Genomic DNA, 18570 nt, shown 5'->3' on the forward strand with positions numbered 1-18570 from the left:
TGCAGGTCGTGTTTTCCTGGCTGCGCGTGCCTACCCGGTGCGGTCTGCAGCTGTCGGCAATGACGTCGGATAAAAACAGAAGGGGACGATATGGCAGCCAGTTTGTGGTTTGCGGTAGCCTGCGGCGTGGTCGCAGTCATCTATGGTTTGGTGTCGCGCAGCTGGATCCTGCGCCAGGATCCCGGCAACGCGCGCATGCAGGAAATCGCGCTGGCCATCCAGCAGGGCGCGGCCGCCTATCTGGCGCGCCAGTACCGCACCATCGCCATCGTCGGCGTGGCGCTGCTGATCGCCATCTATGTGCTGCTTGGCCTGCACACGGCGCTGGGTTTTCTGATCGGCGCCGTGCTGTCGGGCGCCTGCGGCTTCATCGGCATGAATGTTTCGGTGCGGGCCAATGTGCGCACGGCGCAGGCGGCCACCCTGGGCATCAACCAGGCGCTGAACGTGGCCTTCAAGGGCGGGGCGATCACCGGCATGCTGGTCGTCGGTCTGGGCTTGCTGGGCGTGACCCTGTTCTACTGGCTGCTGGTGACGACGGGCGCGCCAGGCCTGACCCAGCATGACCTGATCAAGCCCCTGATCGGCCTGGCCTTTGGCGCCTCGCTCATTTCCATCTTCGCGCGGCTGGGCGGCGGCATCTTCACCAAGGGCGCCGACGTGGGCGCGGACCTAGTGGGCAAGGTGGAGGCCGGCATTCCCGAGGACGATCCGCGCAACCCGGCCGTCATCGCCGACAACGTGGGCGACAACGTGGGCGACTGCGCCGGCATGGCGGCCGACCTGTTCGAAACCTATGTCGTGACCCTGATCGCCACCATGCTGCTGGGCGCGCTGCTGATGGCCGAGGCCAGCAGCACGGCCATCCTCTATCCGCTGCTGCTGGGCGCCGTTTCCATCCTCGCCTCCATCGTCGGCTGCTCGATGGTCAAGACGGCACCCGGGAAGAAGATCATGTCGGCCCTGTACACGGGCCTGTGGTGGGCGGCGGGCCTGTCGCTGGTGGGCTTTGCCGTGGTCACGTGGCTGCTGTGGCCCGACGACGCCATGCGCTACAAGATGCTGGGCGCCACCGTCGTCGGCATCGTCCTCACGGGCCTGATGGTGTACATCACCGAGTACTACACGGGCACGGACTTCAAGCCCGTGCGCCACATCGCCGAAGCGTCGACGACGGGCCACGGCACGAATATCATCGCCGGCCTGGGCGTGTCGATGAAGTCCACCGCCTACCCGGTGCTGGCCGTCTGCGTCGCCATCCTCGTGTCGTACCAGCTGGCCGGCCTGTACGGCATCGCCATCGCGGCCACCTCGATGCTGTCGATGGCGGGCATCATCGTCGCGCTCGACGCGTATGGCCCCATCACCGATAACGCGGGCGGCATCGCGGAAATGTCGGGCTTGCCCGACTCCGTGCGCGCCATCACCGACCCGCTCGATGCCGTCGGCAATACCACCAAGGCCGTCACCAAGGGCTACGCCATCGGCTCGGCGGGTCTGGCCGCGCTGGTGCTGTTCGCCGACTACACGCATGCGCTCGAATCCGTGGGCCAGCACATCACCTTCGATTTGTCGAATCCGATGGTGATCGTCGGCCTGTTCATCGGCGGCCTGATCCCGTACCTGTTCGGTGCCATGGCGATGGAAGCCGTGGGCCGCGCGGCTGGTGCCGTGGTGGTCGAGGTGCGCCGCCAGTTCCGCGACATCAAGGGCATCATGGAAGGCACGGCGCGGCCCGAATACGACAAGGCCGTCGACATGCTGACGGCGTCGGCCATCCGCGAAATGATCGTGCCCTCCTTGCTGCCCGTCGTGGTGCCCATCGTCGTGGGCATGCTGCTGGGGCCGGCGGCGCTGGGCGGCCTCTTGATGGGAACGATTGTGACGGGCCTGTTCGTGGCCATCTCCATGACCACGGGCGGCGGCGCCTGGGACAACGCCAAGAAATACATCGAGGATGGCCATTTCGGCGGCAAGGGTTCCGACGCGCACAAGGCGGCCGTCACGGGCGACACGGTGGGCGACCCGTACAAGGATACGGCGGGACCGGCAGTGAACCCCTTGATCAAGATCATCAATATCGTGGCCCTGCTGCTGGTGCCGCTGCTGCCGGCCACGGGCTGGCTGGCCGTCAAGGCGCCGGCACCTGTCCACGCGCCCGTGCCGCCCATCCTGGCGCCGGCGACACCCGTGCAAAGCTTGCCGGCGCAATAGACCGCGCCACTCCATGCAGCCCCGTGGCCCGCGCCGCGGGGCTGTTTGCATTTTCTGCAGGTGAAACTTTCCTGCACTCCATATCCTCGGCGTATCAAAAGTGAGCAATTGTTACGGCGCCTTTGCTTGTGCCGGCCCCTTGCCAATAATGGAGTGAAAAGGTGAGCTTCACAGTCTGGCAGGGAAGGCGGGAGGAAGTCATGGACAGCATCAACAGAAAGGGCGGCGCGCTGCTGGCGCTGCTGATATTGGGCGGTGTTGCCGGGTTGGCCCAGGCGGAGCCGGGCCGGCACGGCGGTTTCCACGGCCATCACGGCCACTTTCATGGCCATTCGCACGTGGGCGTCTGGGTGGGAGCGCCCTTGTGGTATGGCTATGGGCCGGGGTGGTATGGCGACCCGTGGTATGGCTATCCCTATCCGTATGGGCGCACGGTGGTGGTGCAGCCGGCACCCGTGTACATCGAGCAGGGCGGCGAGCCGACGGCGCAGATGTGGTATTACTGCGCGCGGCCGCAGGGCTATTATCCCTACGTGAAAAATTGTAGTACGGCATGGCGTGCCGTGCTGCCGACCAGCGTGCGCTGACGGGGAGGGCGACATGAATACGAGAGCGTTAATGGGGCGTGCCGGCCTGCTGGCACCGCTGCTGCTGGCTGCCTGCACGGTGATGCCGGAAGGGCCGTCGGCCATGGTCTTGCCCGGCACGGGCAAGAGTTTCGAACAATTCCGCAGCGACGATCTGCAGTGCCGCGGCTATGCGCAAGGCCAGTTGGGCGGCAGTTCGGCGCAGCAGGCCAGCGTCGACAGCGGCGTGCGCAGCGCGGCGCTGGGTACGGTGCTCGGTGCGGCGGCCGGCGCCGCTATCGATGGCGGCCATGGCGCCGGCGTGGGCGCGGGCACGGGTTTGCTGTTCGGCGCGCTGGCAGGCACGGGCGCGGCGGACAGTTCCGCGTATGGCATGCAGCGCCGCTATGACTACGCCTACCAGCAATGCATGTATGCGAGCGGCCACAAGGTGCCCGTCGCCGGGCAGATGCTGAGCAGCGTGCCGGCGAATGCCGCCACGCCGCCGCCCGATACGCCGCCGCCCCGTTATTAGAACCGTGAGGTCAGGCCGACGAACATGCGGCGTCCCGGCACGTAGTAGTCAACCAGGCCATCGGCCATCGGTCCCTTCTTGAACAGGTTTTGCACGCCGCCGCGCACGGTCCACTGGGGCGTGACCTTGTACGACACGACGGTGTCGACGATGGTGTAGGCCTTGTCGGCCAGCTTGCCCGCGTCGAGTTCCTTGCCCGTGTACTGGGCCGACACTTCGCCGAACAGCTGGTCGTTGACTTGCCAGCCCAGCGCCGAATACCACGACAGCTTCGGCGTCGACAGCAGGTTGGCGCCCGTGGTCAGGTTTTTCGCCTCGGCCATGTAGGTCACGTTGTTACGCCAGTTCAGGTTTTTCGTCAGCGGGATATTCGCCGTCGCTTCCAGGCCGCTGGTGCGCGCTTTCTGGATATTCGTCATTTTGGTCCACCACTGCTTCTGGTAAAAACCCAGCGGCGCGTAGTCGATCTTGTTCTTGAAATCCGTGTGGAAGTACGTCAGGCCCACGTCCCAGCCATTCTGTTCCCACGCCACGCCGATCTCGCCGGCCGTGCTCGTTTCCGGCTTCAAGTCCGCATTGCCGGCCATGTAGCAGCCGCCCGTGATGTAGCCGAGCGGTTTGAGGCTGCCGCAACCGCGTCCGCCCGACTGCGTGGCCGCCGCCGGCGAGTTTTCCTTCAGGCTGGGGGCGCGGAAGCCTTGCGAGATGCCGCCCTTGATGGTCCAGGCGGGGGCCGGGTGGTACACGAGGTAGAGGCGCGGGCTGTAGTGATTGCCGAACTTGCTGTGGTGATCGAGGCGCAGGCCGGCCGTGGCCGTCAGGTTGTCGCGCAGGAACAGCTGATCTTCCGCAAACAGGGCCGAGGTGGTGCCGGACAGGGTGGCGCCGCTCACGGGGTTGCCCAGGTAATCGGTGGGCACGGTGCCGATGGTGTCCGTATTCGTCAATTCCTGGTGCTTCCACTGGCCGCCCATCACCAGCATTTGCTCGATGCCGCCCCAGCCGACCCGTTTTTCCAGGCTGGCATCCAGCGTGCTGTCCTTGGATTTGGCCACCGTGCCGACGACTTCGTTGTCGAAATCGTTGTGGTACAGGTTGACCACGGCCTTGCCGAAGTCCCAGCGGCCTTCATAGCCGATGCTGGCGCTCTTGCGTATCAGTTTGCTCGCGCCCCAGGCGCCGAACAGCGGGTAGCCGTCCGCGTCGAGCGTGGTCGAATCCGTCGATTGCTGCTTGCCGTAGCTGGCGTCCAGCGACAGGTTCTGCTTCTTGTCCAGCGCCCAGTTCAGCTGGCCCGAGACAGTCTGGTTGCGTTCGCCGCCGATGCCGCCCGATTTGCCGATCGCTTTTTCATCGGGATTCTGGCGCGTCTGGCCCACGCCCAGGCGCATGCCCACCGTGTCCGACAAGGGGCCGGCCAGGTTCACGCCCAGCTGGTGCGCCGTGCCGCGGCCGCTGTCCTGCGGCTGCGTGTAGTTGGCCGTGGCCGAACCGTTCCACTTGCCCGGCACCTTGCGCGTGATGATGTTGATCACGCCGCCCATGGCGTCCGAGCCGTACAGCGACGACATGGGGCCGCGCACCACTTCGATGCGCTCGATCATGTCGGGCGAGATCCAGTTCAAGTCTTGGCGGCCCAGGTCGGGACGGTAGGCCGTGTCGGCCGAGCTGCCGACGCGCTTGCCGTCGACGAGGATCAAGGTGTATTTGTCTGGCAGGCCGCGCAGCTTGATCTTCGACTCTTCGCCCACGGGGCTGGTGCCGCCCGTCACGCCGGGGATGCGGCGCAGCAAGGTATTCAAGTCATACACGGGCTGGCGTTCGATTTCCTCGCGCGTGATGACGCTGATGCTGGCCGGCGCATCCTTGATGTCGATGGCCGTGCCCGATGCCGTGACGACCACCGTGTTCATGGTGGGATCGGCGGCCACATTGCCTTCGGCCCAGGCGCTGCTGACGGCCAAGGAGAGCAGGCAGGGCAGAAGCAGAGTGGCGCAATGGATGGGGCGGGGGGGCGTAACAGGATGAATGAAGGTGGGACTGCGCTTGGTCATGGTGAACTTTCCGGATGTTGTTTTTTCCTGGCTGCCTTCCGGGTGGCTCGGGTATGAATGATTGAAAATGCAATAAACTGCGCTCCTATTCCGCGAATGAGAATAAGAATCGTTCTTATTGTAATGCCATCCTGGCAAGAAGGAAAGTGCTGAAAGGAAATAAAACACCGTTGCAGCGTGGACATGGCGGCTGCCAGCGTGTGCGTGTTACTCGCGCTGGCATCTGGCGCCGTGTGTGCCAATAATGAAAGCGGTATGATCAATGCTTGGGGAGGGGGCATGAAGACGATGACAAAAACCATGCTGGCGCTGGCCGGCGCCCTGCTGCTCGCTGGCGGCGATGCCTGGGCGCAGGAACCTGCTGCGTCCGATCAACTGCCCGTGTGCCAGCTCGACCCGCGCGACAGCGGCAAGCTCGCGGTGGAACCGTGCCGCCCGGCGCCGCCCGTGCAGCCGCGCCGTTCCGTGGCGCAGGTGATCGGCCGCATGCCGGCCCAGCCAGCGCCACCGGTCGTGCCCATGGCGCCGCTGCCGCCCAGCCCGGCCGTGCCCATGCCGCGCGCGCCGCAGCCCATCGGCGCATGCGACACGGGCGGTTGCCGCGACGCTGCCGGCGCGCGCTACAACGGCGCGGGCAATGCCACGCTCGATGCCAACGGGCGCATCTGCCACCGCAACGGCGCTTTCATGCAGTGTTTCTAAGGAGTCGGTGCCAGCGCATCGCGCTGCCATGCCGGAAGCAATAGGCAGGCCCTGTGCGTTGCCGCCGGGCGCCATGCATGCTGCCACGGCTCCATTTTCTAAACATTGATAAAAAACAAATATCAAGGATGAGTGGCCGGGATTTAATTATTGCTTTTTTGTATACATCATGAAACAATAACAATAAATATTTAATAATTTATTGTTGTCATCGTATTGTTAGCAATCCACAATGAAACCAGCCCATCTTCGTCTCTTGTTCGTCACGTTTTCCATCTGTGCCCTGGCTGTATTTTCCTGGTATTTTTTGGCAGGAAACGCACTGCTGGAAGCGGCCTATGACGGGCGCTCATGGTCGGTCCTCAATAAGGTACTGGGACACGCTGACCGCCACCCGCTGGCATTCTATATTCAGAAAATGGATGCCTTGGTAAGCTTTTACCTGTTGCTTTGGCTGGCATTCACCGTCACTGCCGCAGTGTTCCTGTATCGTTTGCATCGGCCCGCAGCAAAGAGCGACGATGGGCTCGACTACCTGTTGTTCGCCATTTACACCGCAGTGTTTGCCGGAATGCTCCTGCGTTTCGGCACGCAGGAAAGCTGGTACATGATCGATGACATTATGGCATTCAAAGGTACGCCGCCGTTCCAGCACCGCGTCATGTTCATTTTCCCGGCACAGGTCCTGCAGTACCTGTTCCCCCGCCTGGGCGCTATCGAGTGTTTTCTCTGGTCCCAGGTACTGGCCATTGTGCTGATGCTGTGGTCGGTCCGGCGTTTTGCGGCTCTCTTCATCCGACGAGACCTGGCCTTCGTGGCGCAGTTTCTGGTGTTGTGCATGTGGGCGCCCACGGTCACCTATTACACGTTTTACGATATCGGTATTATTTTTGTCTATTCCTTTTGCCTTTACCACCTGCTGCGCCGTGAAATGCTGCCCTATGTGGCGATGCTGGTGGCGGGAACGTTCAATCACGAGATAACGCTTTTCCTGATCGTGACGAGCGGCTTTGTCTTGCTTGGACAGATGAAGCTGCGCTCGCTGGCGGGATGGATCTTGCTGCAACTGCTGCTGTACGGCCTGGTGCGCGTACTGATGTTTTATGTGTTGCCAGCTCATCAGGCATGGGAGGGCGGCAAGATTGACAACAATATCAATCTCTTCCTGCACCATCCGCGTACGCTGGTACAGAACGTTGGCCCTTTATTGCTGTGGTATCTCGTGGCCGCCTGCGGCTGGCGCTATGCGTCGGCGCCGCTGCGGCGCTGCCTGATTATCCTGCCGTGTTTGCTGACCATGACCTTTATGGTGGGACAGTTCAATGAAGGGCGCCAGTTTGACGCGTTCATCCCCGTTGCCGTGGCATTCATGTTGTGCGCACTGAGTGCGCGTGTCGGTGCGCCAGCCATGCCCACGCTGGATCGGGACAGCGCCTGGTTGCTGTTACGCATGCCGGCATCCGGCACGGGAAGGTAATATCATGGCCGAACCGATGTTGTACGCGCAGGGTGAACAGAAGAGTGTACCGCTGGTGGTTGATCTCGACGGTACGCTGATCCATTCGGACTTGCTGTGGGAAGCGATTCTCATCTTTATCAAAGTGCGGTTCCTGCAGCTCTGGCGCTTGCCGTTCTGGCTATTTTCCGGCAAGGCTGGCTTCAAGGAAAAAATGGCGGACATGGTGGAGATCGATCCACAAGCCTTGCCGTATGATCAGATTTTGCTGGCCGACCTTGCGCGCCAGCGCAGCGAAGGGCGCCAGATCATTCTGGCGACAGGTTCGCAGCGCCGTTTCGCCGATGCCATCGCCGTCCACCTGGGCCTGTTTGACCGCGTGCTGGCCACCGAGGGTGGGATCAATCTCACTTCGCACAACAAGGCGCATCAACTGAGCGAACTGTTTGGTGCCAGGGGGTTTGATTACATAGGCAATGCCAGTGTTGACGTCGCGGTATGGAATGCCAGCAACGTGGCGCTTTCCGTCACGCGCACGCCGTTCCGGCTGGCGGGTGGCGGCGCCACGCAGCCAGCGGGCACGCCGCGCACTGGGTGGGGCGCGCCCCTGCTCAAGGCAATGCGGCCCCGCCAGTGGCTGAAGAATCTGCTGGTCTTTGTGCCGATGCTGGCCGGCCATGCGCTGAATCTGCCGACTTTCCTGCAGGCGCTGGTGGCGTTTGTGGCTTTTTCGCTGTGCGCCTCTAGCGCCTATCTGCTCAATGATGCGCTCGATGCGCCCGATGACCGACGCCACCCCAGCAAGTGCCGCCGGCCCATAGCCGCCGGCAGCCTGCCGCTGCCCGTTGCCCTTCTGGCCAGTCCGCTGCTGGCCATCCTGGCGCTGGCCATTTGCGCACTGTTCGATCCGCTGCTGTTGCTGGCCGTGGCGATTTACTTCGCCACCACCCTCGCGTACTCGATTTACCTGAAGCGCTTGCTGATGGTCGATATCGTCACCCTCGCCATCCTGTATACCTTGCGCATACTGGGGGGCAGCGCGGCGACGCATATCGAACCGTCGTTCTGGCTGCTGGCCTTTTCCTTCTTTATTTTCCTTAGCCTGGCGCTGCTCAAGCGCTATAGCGAGTTATTCAATCTGGAGCGCCAAGGCAAGGAAAAGACGCGCGGCCGCAGCTATACGACGGCCGATAAGGCGCCGATCGGCATCATGGGCGTGAACAGCGGATTCATTTCGCTGCTGGTGTTCATGCTGTACTTTAATTCCCAAAATATCCTGGTGCTGTATGCGCGCCCTTACCTGTTGCTGGGTATCGTGCCCCTGCTGGTGTTCTGGCTGGGACGATTGTGGACGCTGGCCTTCAGGGGCGAGGTCAACGAGGATCCCGTGTTGTATGTGAGTAAAGATCCCGTCAGCCTCGTGGTCATCGCCGCCTGCATGGCGCTGGCGGTCGGCGCCAGCCTGTAGAATGTCGCACCCTCTCCCGAAACCGTACCCGAACTGCTACCGATGATGACTTCCGCTTCTGCAGGCTTCCTATGGTGCGCGCTGGCCTCAGTGGCCAGCGCGGCGGCCACCTTGCTGATCAAAATGTCCAGCCAGTATGGCAGCGGCCTGAATATCGTCCGCCTGCTGTGGCTGGGCGGCGCAGGGGGAGCCTATGCCCTCGGTTTCATCTGCTATGCGGTGGCGCTGGAAAAGCTGCAAATCAGCCTGGCCTATCCCGTCATGACGGCCATCACGATGGCGCTGGTGACCCTGATCGGCTGCTGCGTGCTGCAGGAAGCGCTCACCATGCCGAAAGTGATCGGCATTCTGCTGATCACGGCGGGTGCTTTCGTCCTGTCCCGCTGAGCGCTCCAACGCCGGCCTGCTCCGTTTATCCATAACTTTTGGCTGTGTTGCGCAAAAAATGGCTACAATTGTCGCCGACATTACGTTTACGTAAACGTAACTATGGCACCATGCAACCATCAGGCGCCGGGAACACGGCCCTTATCACTCAGGAGTTTTCATGCAGATTCAGGACAATGTATTCATCATCACGGGCGGCGCATCGGGTTTGGGCGCGGCCACGGCGCGCATGCTGACGGCAGCAGGCGGCAAGGTCGTGCTGGCCGATGTGCAGACGGAGGCGGGCCAGGCGCTGGCCGCTGAACTGAACGGCGTGTTCGTGCAATGCGACGTGACGTCGGAAGAGGACGGCCTGGCCGTGGTGGCTGCGGCCACCAAGCTCGGTACTTTGCGCGGCCTGGTCAACTGCGCCGGCGTGGCGCCGGCCGTGAAAACCGTGGGCAAGGATGGCCCGCATCCGCTGGCCCTGTTCCAGAAAGTCGTCAACATCAACCTGGTGGGCACCTTCAATATGTGCCGCCTGGCGGCCGACGCCATGGCGAAACAGGACGCGACGGCGGAAGGCGAGCGCGGCATCATCATCAACACGGCTTCCGTGGCGGCCTACGATGGCCAGATCGGCCAGGCGGCCTACGCCTCGTCGAAGGCGGCCGTGGTGGGACTGACCCTGCCGATGGCGCGCGACCTGTCGCGCAACGGCATCCGCGTGATGACGGTGGCGCCCGGCATCTTCGAGACGCCGATGCTGCTGGGCATGCCGGCCGAAGTGCAGGATGCGCTGGGCAAGATGGTGCCGTTCCCTTCGCGCCTGGGCAAGCCCGGCGAATACGCGCAACTGGTGAAGGCCATCGTGGAAAACGTCATGCTCAATGGCGAAACCATCCGTCTAGACGGCGCCATCCGCATGCAGCCCAAATAAGCGTGGCGTGATTTGATGTAGGATACCCCCGTATGGGGCGTACAGCCTTGCTTGGCTGTGCGCCCTTTTTTTATCGGAGAATCCATGATCGCATTGAAGCCGCTGGCGCTGAGCCTGACCTTGCTGGGGGCGTTGGCCGCCAGTCCCGTATTTGCCGAAGTGCCGCAAAAGGCACCGGAAATCGCCACCGCGTATGCGGAAAAAAGTGGCTGGGCGGCGCAGAAATTCATGGTCGCCGCCGCCAATCCGCTGGCCGCCGATGCCGGCTATCAGATGCTGAAAAAGGGCGGCAGCGCCATCGACGCGGCCATCGCCACGCAGCTGGTGCTCACCCTGGTCGAGCCGCAATCGTCGGGCATCGGCGGCGGCGCCTTCCTGCTGTATTCGACGGCCAAGGGCGTGCAGGCGTTCGACGGGCGCGAAACGGCGCCGGCCGCGGCGGACGAACACCTGTTCCAGAATGCCGACGGCAGCCCCGTCTCGCGCGCCACGGGCGTGGTGGGCGGGCGCTCCGTGGGCGCGCCGGGCGTGCTGCGCATGCTGGAACTGGCGCACAAGGAACATGGCAAGCTGCCGTGGGCGACCCTGTTCGGCCCCGCCATCAAGCTGGCGCACGGCGGCTTTCCCGTCAGCCAGCGCCTCAACGGCCTGTTGACCTGGGACCAGGCCCTGAAGCGCGACCCTGTCGCCGCCGCGTATTTTTATGACGGCGAGGGCAAGGCCTGGCCCGTCGGCCACGTGCTGAAAAATCCGCAGCTGGCGCGCACCCTGCGCGAGATCGCCCGCGGCGGCGCCGACGCTTTTTATAACGGCCGCATCGCGCGCGACATCGCCGCCAAGGTGGCGTCGCATCCGACCAATCCGGGCAAGCTGACGGCGCAGGATATCGCCGGCTACAAGGCCAAGGTGCGCGAGCCCGTCTGCAGCGATTACAAGGCCTGGACCGTGTGCGGCATGCCGCCGCCATCGTCGGGCGGCATCGCCATCGCGCAGATGCTGGGCATCCTGGAAGTGAAGGACATCCGCCCGTACGCGCCCGTCGACGGCGTGCCCGATGCGCAGGCGATCCATTTGTTTTCGGAAGCGGGGCGCCTGGCCTACGCGGACCGCAACCGCTACGTGGCCGACACGGACTTCGTGCCGCTGCCGGGCAATGGCGTCGCTTCGATGCTCGACAAAGCCTACCTGGCGCAGCGCGCCGCCCTGATCGGCGAGAAATCCATGGGTAAAGCCTTGCCCGGCACGCCGCCCGGCATGCAGGTGGCGTGGGGCATGGACAATGCCCTGCAGCGTCCGTCGACCTCGCACCTGGTGGCCGTCGACGCTTTTGGGGGCGGCCTGTCGATGACCACCAGCGTGGAAGACGCGTTCGGCGCGCGCCAGATGGTCGACGGCTTCTTGCTGAATAACCAGCTGACGGATTTTTCGTTCGATTCGCGCGATGCCGATGGCCCGATCGCCAACCGGGTCGAAGCGGGCAAGCGTCCGCGCAGCGCCATGTCGCCCACCCTCGTGTTCGAGAAGGGCACGCACAAGCTGGTGCTGGCCACGGGCTCGCCCGGCGGCTCGTCCATCATCAACTATGTCGCCAAGGTCCTGGTCGGCACCATGGACTGGGGCTTGAACGTGCAGCAGGCCATCAGCCTGCCGAACTTCGGCAGCCGCAACGGTCCGACGGAACTGGAAAAGGGCCGCGCGCCGGCCGTGCAAGTCGAGGCGCTGCAGGCGATGGGCCACGAGGTGCGCGTCATCGAGCAGAATTCCGGCCTGCAGGGCATCATGCGGCTGAACGCGCATGGCAAGGATTTCTGGTTTGGCGGCGCCGATCCACGGCGCGAAGGCATGGTCAAGGGAGATTGAAACTTTTCCACAAAGTATCAAGACCCTGCTAATCTGCCGGCATGGGAATGCAAAATAAAACAGGCTTGATACTCACGGGAGGAGGCGCCCGTGCCGCCTACCAGGTGGGCGTGCTGCAGGCGATTTCGGCGATTCTGTGGGAAGCGGGTTGGGCGCCGGCGCGCAACCCGTTCGACATCATCTGCGGCACCTCGGCCGGCGCCATCAACGCCACGGCGCTGGCTTGCCGCGCCGATAACTTCGGCGAAGGCGTGCAAAAGCTGCTCGACGTGTGGCAGCACATCGAAGTCGAGCAAGTGTATCGGGCCGATTCGCTGGGCGTGATCCGCTCGGGCGCGCGCTGGTTGTCCTTGCTGTCGTTCGGCTGGCTGCTGCGCCAGTGGCATGCGTCGCCGCCCAATTCCCTGCTCGACAATACCCCGCTGGTCAGCCTGCTGCACCGCATGCTCGACCTGCCGCGCCTGGACGCGGCCCTGGCCGACGGCTTGCTGCATGCGCTGGCCGTGACGGCGTCGTCGTATTCGGGCAGCCGCCACATGACGTTTTATCAGACGGCCGGGGATATCGCGCCCTGGGTGCGCACGCAGCGCCTGGCCTTGCCCGACCAGATCGGCGTGGAACACTTGCTCGCCTCGGCCGCCATCCCTTTTATCTTTCCCGCCGTGCCCCTGTACGTGGGCGGCCAGCGCGAATACTGCGGCGACGGCTCCATGCGCCAGCTGGCGCCGATCTCGCCGGCCATCCACCTGGGCGCGAACAAGGTGCTGGTGGTGGGCGCGGGACGCATGACGGAACCGGCACCGGCCGCGTCCGAAGCGGCGCGCTACCCGAGCCTGGCGCAGATCGCCGGCCACGCGCTGTCGTCGATCTTCCTCGATGGCCTGGCCGTCGACATCGAGCGTCTGAACCGCATCAACCTGACCTTGTCGATGCTGCCGCCCGAGCTGCTGGGCAAGACGGCCTTGCGGCCGGTGGAATTGCTGGTCATTGCGCCGTCCGAGCGGCTCGACGCCATCGCCAGCCGGCATATCGGCAGTTTGCCGCGTCCCATCCGCACCATGTTGTCGGGCATCGGCGCGGCCGAAGCGCGCGGCGCGGCGCTGGCATCGTATTTATTGTTCGAATCGACGTATACTAACGAGCTGATCCGTCTTGGACAGCGCGATACGCAGGCCCGCAAGGACGATGTACTGGCGTTTTTTGGTTCTTGAGACGGCCCCCGGAACAGTTGCCGGAGTTTCGCGTTTTTTTTGACAGGACGATTGTGCTGGTATTTCGACGTGTTTGCGATGTTGCCTCACTGTTAATTTTACTGCTGGGCGGCTGGGCCATGGCGGCGCCTGCGCCCACCCTGCGTTTCGACCAGCTCAGCGTCGACCAGGGCCTGGCGCAGGAATCGGTGCTGGCCATCGCCCAGGACCGGCAGGGCTATATGTGGTTCGGCAGCCAGTCCGGCCTGAGCCGCTACGACGGCTACCGCATGGTCGTCTACAAGAATATCGAGGGCGACAAGACCAGCCTGGCCGACAACTGGGTCGGCGAGCTGCATGTCGATAGCCAGGGCCAGCTGTGGGTGGGCACCGACAATGGGCTCGACCGCTTCGACGCCGCCAGCCAGACCTTCATCCATTATGGTCCCGGCGAAAAGAGCAAGCGCGGCAACGGCAACCGGCATATCCATGCCATTCTCGACGATGGCGCGCGCGGCTTCTGGATCGCCACCTCGGACGGCTTGCAGCATTTCGACCCCGCCACGGGCGCCTTCCGCACCTGGCACCATGAAGAAGGCAACCCGCACAGCCTGGGAGACAATGAAATCAAGGCGCTGGCGCTGGACGCGCAACAGCGCCTGTGGATCGGCACGGTAACGGGCCTGGACATGCTGGCGCCGGGCAGCGAGCGCTTCGAACATTTCGCCGTCGATGCGACGCCCGGCTCGAAGTACAACGTGATCCAGTCGCTGCTGGTCGACCGCCAGCAGAACCTGTGGATCGGCACCATGGCCGGCGCCGAGCGCTGGCGTCTGGGTGGCGCCGGCCAGCCGCCGCAGGCAAGAGTGCGCTTCGGCGAGAAACATGGCTTTTCCGCCATCCGCGTGGCCAGCCTGTACCAGGATGTCGACGCCACCGTCTGGCTGGGCAGCAATGCCGATGGCCTGTTCCGCTGGCTGCCCGACAGCGACACCTTCCTGCAGTACCGGCACCAGACGGGCGACAAGTTCAGCGTCGCCGACAACCAGCTGTCGTCGCTGTACCGCGACCGCGCCGGCACCTTCTGGGTCGGTTCCTGGTACAACGGCGTGAGCCGGGTCGACCTGGGCAGCGGCGGCTTTGCGCGCATGGCGCGCGCGCCCGGCGACGTGGGCGCGCTGGCGGACAAGAAAGTGCGCGCCGTGGCCGACGCGGGCAATGGCAAGCTGTGGCTGGCCACCAAGGGCGGCCTGAAACTGTACGACACGCGCGACGGCAGCTCGCGCCTGTTCGACCTGCGCAGCGCACCCGGCATGTCGCGCGACGAGCAGGTCACGACCCTGTACAAGGCGCCGGACGGCGTGCTGTGGGTGGGCGGCTCGACGGGCTTGCACCGCTTTGATCCGGCACTGGGGCGTTTTTTTACCATGCGCTTTGCCGCCGGCGACCCGAACAGCGACACCATCCGCAATGTCGTGAGCGACCGCAGCGGCATGCTGTGGGTGTCGACGCGGGGCGGCGTGCACCGCTTCGATCCCGTCAGCCGCCGTTTTACCACGTACCGCCACGACCCGGCCGATCCGAACAGCCTGTCCGACAACATGGTGCGGCCCGTGCTGGAAGACGGGAAGGGGCGGTTGTGGATAGGCTCCTTCCACGGCCTGGACTTGCTGGACCGCGCCAGCGGCCGCTTCCGCCATTTCCGCCACGATCCGCAAAACCCGCAGAGCCTGAGCCACGATGAAGTGCATTTCCTGCACGAAGACAAGCGCGGCGTGGTGTGGGTGGGCACGGCCAATGGCTTGAACCGCATGGACGTCGACGCCAAGGGCGGGATCCGCTTCCGGCGCTTCCTGCGCAAGGATGGCATGGCCGATGACGCCGTCGCCAGCATCCTCGGCGACGACAACGAACAGCTGTGGCTGAGCACGAACAGCGGCATCACGCGGCTCGACATGCGCAGCGGCCTGTTCCGCAACTACGACAGCGCCGATGGCACGGTGGAAGGCTCGTACTTCGACGGTGCGGCCCTGCGCGCGTCGGACGGCACCATGTATTTCGGCGGCTTCAACGGCATGACGGCGTTCATGCCGCAGGATATCCACGACAACCGCGTGCCGCCGCTGGTGGCCGTCACGGAACTGCAGATCTTCAACAAGCCGGTGGCCATCGGCCGCGGCGAGTTCGCGCATGTGCTCAAGAAGGCCATCGACCATACGCGCGAGCTGGTGCTGACCAGCCGCGAAAGCGTTTTTTCGCTGGAATTCGCGGCCCTGCATTTCGCCGCGCCCCAGCGCAATATGTTCGCCTACCGGCTCGAAGGCTTCGACCAGGACTGGGTCATGACGGATGCGGGGCGGCGCTTTGCCACCTACACCAACCTCGACGCGGGCAACTATGTGTTTCGCGTCAAGGCGGCCAACAAGGACGGCGTGTGGAACGAGAGCGGCGCCACGCTGGCCATCACGATTTTGCCGCCGTTCTGGAAGACCTGGTGGTTCCGCACCCTGATGGCGCTGCTGCTGCTGGGCGCCGTGTATGGCGCGTACCGCCAGCGCGTACGCGCGCTGCGGCGCCAGCAGAACGAGCTGGAAAAACTGGTCGGCGAACGCACGGCCGAGTTGCAGAGCAAGGAAATCGAGGTGCTGGCCCAGTCGGAAAAGCTGGCGCAAGTCAACAGCAGCCTGACGAAAAACGAGGAAAGCCTGCGCCAGGCCAAGCGCAAGGCCGAGGATGCGACGCGCCAGAAGTCGGAATTTTTGGCCAACATGAGCCACGAGATGCGCACCCCGCTGGCCGGCGTGATCGGCATGCTGGGCTTTGCCCTGCGCGACGAGCAGCTGCACGACGCCACGCGCGAGCAGATCCTGCGCGGCCAGGCCAATGCCCAGTCGCTGCTGGTGATCATCAATGACTTGCTCGATTTTTCCAAGATCGAGGCGGGCAAGCTGAGTATCGAAAACATCGATTTCGCGCTCGGCGCGGCCATCGAGACGGTCGTGACCCTGTTCGAGGAGCAGGCGGCCGCGCGCAGTATCGGTTTCTCCATCGATTTCGCGCCGGACCTGCCGCCCTTCGTGGTGGGCGATCCGACCCGCTTGCGCCAGGTGCTGGTCAACCTGGTCGGCAATGCCTTCAAGTTCACCCAGCGCGGCGGCGTCAGCGTGTGCGTCGAGCGGGCCGGCGTGGCCAGCGGCAGCGGCGGACGCCGTGTCAACCTGATCCGCTTTAGCGTCAGCGACAGCGGCATCGGCATCGATGCGGACGCGATGGCGCGCCTGTTCCAGAAGTTCGAGCAGGCCGATGCCAGCACCACGCGGCGCTACGGCGGCACGGGGCTGGGTCTGGCGATCTGCCGCCAGCTGGTCGAACTGATGGACGGCGAGATCGAGGTGGCCAGCACGCCGGGGCAGGGCAGCACGTTTGCTTTCACCCTGCCGCTGGCCGATGGCGTGGCACCGCCGCTGGTGCCGCAGGTGGCGCTGGCGCCGCACAGCCACCAGTTGCGCGTGCTGTGCGCGGAAGATTTCCCGACCAACCAGATCATCATCCGCGTCATGCTCGAAGAACTGGGGCACCGGGTCGACGTGGTCGCCAACGGCGTGCTGGCCGTGGCGGCCTGCGTGCATACGCGCTATGACCTGATCCTGATGGACGGGCGCATGCCGGAGATGGACGGCGCCACGGCGACGCGTCTGATCCGCGTGGGCGGCTGGCCGGACCAGCCCGTGCGCGACCAGGAACTGATGATCGTGGCCCTGACGGCGAACGCCAGCGAAGAGGACCGCAGCCGCTACTTGGGCGTCGGCATGGATGATTTCCTCAGCAAACCGGTGGACGAGGCGGCGCTGCATGGCTTGCTGGCGCGTGCCATCGAGCGCCAGCTGCAGCGCGGTTTCATGTTGCCGCGCATGCCATCGAACGCGCCGCGCGCTAGCGCGCGGGGGCAGGCGGAACTCGACGCCCTGTTCGGCGTCGCGCCGGCCATCCCCGCCGCACCGCCATCCCAGTCCATCCGCAGCGGCGAACTGCAGCGGCGCATCCGCGTCGCCTTTGTCGCCGACCTGGAAGGGCGCCTGCGCGAACTCGACGATGCCCTGGCGGCGCAGGACCAGGACAACGCCGGGCGCCTGTTGCACGGATTGAAGGGCAGCGCCGCCTATCTCGACGAAACGCAGCTGCACATGCTGTGCACGGAAATGGAGGAGGCGGCCGATGGCGGGCGCTGGACGCAGGTGGCCCTGCATTTGCCGCAATTGCGCGCACTGTTGGCGCAAATAGCCGTTTCGGGCAAGGAAATGTAAAATAGGCAATTCCAGCCGTGGAGCGCGCGGCGAAACTGGGTAGAATACGGCCAGGCACCCTGGCGCTGCCGCCAATGGAGAAAGCAATGAAAGTACTGGTGGTTGACGATGATGTCGTGTCGCGCATGGTATTGATGCATCTGATCGACAGCTGCGGCGTGCACGACATCGTGGAAGCCGAAGATGGCGCGGCGGCGTGGGAGCAGCTCGAAGGCGGCTTGCGCCCCGCGCTGTGCTTTTGCGACTTGCGCATGCCGCGCCTGTCCGGCATGGAGCTGCTGCAGAAAATCCGCTCCGACAGCGCGCTCGACGCCATGCCGCTGGTGCTGGTCTCGTCGGCCAATGACCACGACACGGTGCGCGACGCCGTGCAGGCCGGCGCCGCCGGCTACATCGTCAAGCCCTTTCAGCCGGAGCAGGTGCGCCAGCATATCGACGCCTGCTTCGACGTCTGCGCCTTGCCGGCCGAGGCGCCGCGCGACACTTTGCAGCGGCTGGGCATTGACGGCGAACGCCTGCTGGCCTACTTGACGGGCTTCCAGGGGCAGATAGTCGCCGCCAGCGAACAGGTCGACGCCTTGCTGGCGCGCGGCGAACCGGCCCAGGCGCGCCAGCAGCTCGAACGGCTGCACCTCGGTTGCCGCACCCTGGGCTTGCACGGCGCGGAAGCCGGCATGAGCGCCTTGCTGCAGTCGGCCGTGCTCGATGGCGAGCAGATACAGGCGGCCCTGGCCGCGCTGGCGCGCAGCGCGGCGCAGCAGGCGCGTTTGCTGCGCCAGGACGGCGCCGACTGATACACCATAACAAAACCTACTGCGCGTCGTGATTCGCGGCTTCCGATGCTCACTGTGCATCCGCACAGCTCCGCTTCTCGGGTCAACGGGGGCGCCGAGCCTCCCATCCGCTCGCTACGGT

Annotated in this window: 13 protein-coding genes; 12 read left to right on the forward strand and 1 reads right to left on the reverse strand. The window is 64.5% G+C overall.

Translation table 11 applies throughout. From position 1 onward, the window contains the following. Nucleotides 1–90 precede the first annotated feature (90 nt). The 3 genes from D9M09_RS05240 to D9M09_RS05250 all read left to right on the forward strand — a co-directional run bounded on the left by D9M09_RS05240 (nucleotide 91) and on the right by D9M09_RS05250 (nucleotide 3315). Nucleotides 91–2214: a sodium-translocating pyrophosphatase gene (locus tag D9M09_RS05240; protein WP_070224610.1), complete on the forward strand. Its 2124-nt coding sequence runs from the start codon at nucleotides 91–93 to the stop codon at nucleotides 2212–2214. A 200-nt stretch (nucleotides 2215–2414) separates the two neighbouring features. Further along, nucleotides 2415–2801, forward strand: a complete 387-nt coding sequence (locus tag D9M09_RS29555; protein WP_070224609.1) for a hypothetical protein — start codon at nucleotides 2415–2417, stop codon at nucleotides 2799–2801. A 13-nt stretch (nucleotides 2802–2814) separates the two neighbouring features. Then, nucleotides 2815–3315, forward strand: coding sequence for a glycine zipper family protein (locus D9M09_RS05250; protein ID WP_205602333.1), 501 nt, complete (start codon nucleotides 2815–2817; stop codon nucleotides 3313–3315). Here the strand turns inward: D9M09_RS05250 and D9M09_RS05255 are convergent. Further along, nucleotides 3312–5369: a TonB-dependent receptor domain-containing protein gene (locus tag D9M09_RS05255; RefSeq protein ID WP_121668764.1), complete on the reverse strand. Its 2058-nt coding sequence runs from the start codon at nucleotides 5367–5369 to the stop codon at nucleotides 3312–3314. The genes D9M09_RS05250 and D9M09_RS05255 overlap by 4 nt on opposite strands. A 279-nt stretch (nucleotides 5370–5648) precedes the next feature. On the opposite strand from D9M09_RS05255, the gene D9M09_RS05260 reads away from it, so the two are divergent. The 9 genes from D9M09_RS05260 (at nucleotide 5649) to D9M09_RS05300 (ending at nucleotide 18449) form a co-directional block, all read left to right on the forward strand. Then, entirely contained in the window at nucleotides 5649–6071 is a 423-nt protein-coding gene (locus tag D9M09_RS05260; RefSeq protein ID WP_070224606.1) for a hypothetical protein, read from the forward strand. 232 nt (nucleotides 6072–6303) lie between these two features. After that, nucleotides 6304–7548: a hypothetical protein gene (locus tag D9M09_RS05265; RefSeq protein ID WP_139143015.1), complete on the forward strand. Its 1245-nt coding sequence runs from the start codon at nucleotides 6304–6306 to the stop codon at nucleotides 7546–7548. A 4-nt stretch (nucleotides 7549–7552) separates the two neighbouring features. Next, the gene (locus tag D9M09_RS05270) at nucleotides 7553–8995 is read left to right on the forward strand and encodes a UbiA family prenyltransferase (protein ID WP_121668765.1); all 1443 of its coding nucleotides are present in this window, start codon (nucleotides 7553–7555) and stop codon (nucleotides 8993–8995) included. A 42-nt stretch (nucleotides 8996–9037) separates the two neighbouring features. Beyond that, nucleotides 9038–9382: a DMT family transporter gene (locus tag D9M09_RS05275; protein WP_071650290.1), complete on the forward strand. Its 345-nt coding sequence runs from the start codon at nucleotides 9038–9040 to the stop codon at nucleotides 9380–9382. Nucleotides 9383–9542: 160 nt separating this feature from the next. Further along, nucleotides 9543–10301, forward strand: a complete 759-nt coding sequence (locus tag D9M09_RS05280; protein ID WP_070224603.1) for a 3-hydroxyacyl-CoA dehydrogenase — start codon at nucleotides 9543–9545, stop codon at nucleotides 10299–10301. Nucleotides 10302–10385: 84 nt separating this feature from the next. Further along, nucleotides 10386–12161 carry a gamma-glutamyltransferase gene (gene ggt / locus D9M09_RS05285; protein ID WP_121668766.1) on the forward strand — a complete coding sequence of 592 codons (1776 nt, stop codon included), beginning with the start codon at nucleotides 10386–10388 and terminating at the stop codon, nucleotides 12159–12161. 41 nt (nucleotides 12162–12202) lie between these two features. Beyond that, the gene (locus D9M09_RS05290) at nucleotides 12203–13372 is read left to right on the forward strand and encodes a patatin-like phospholipase family protein (RefSeq protein ID WP_070224601.1); all 1170 of its coding nucleotides are present in this window, start codon (nucleotides 12203–12205) and stop codon (nucleotides 13370–13372) included. Between the two features lie 119 nt (nucleotides 13373–13491). Then, nucleotides 13492–17655: a hybrid sensor histidine kinase/response regulator gene (locus D9M09_RS05295; protein WP_121668767.1), complete on the forward strand. Its 4164-nt coding sequence runs from the start codon at nucleotides 13492–13494 to the stop codon at nucleotides 17653–17655. Nucleotides 17656–17741: 86 nt separating this feature from the next. Then, nucleotides 17742–18449, forward strand: a complete 708-nt coding sequence (locus D9M09_RS05300; RefSeq protein ID WP_070312085.1) for a response regulator — start codon at nucleotides 17742–17744, stop codon at nucleotides 18447–18449. Nucleotides 18450–18570 lie beyond the last annotated feature (121 nt).

It is taken from the genome of Janthinobacterium agaricidamnosum (assembly GCF_003667705.1).
GTDB lineage: Bacteria > Pseudomonadota > Gammaproteobacteria > Burkholderiales > Burkholderiaceae_D > Janthinobacterium.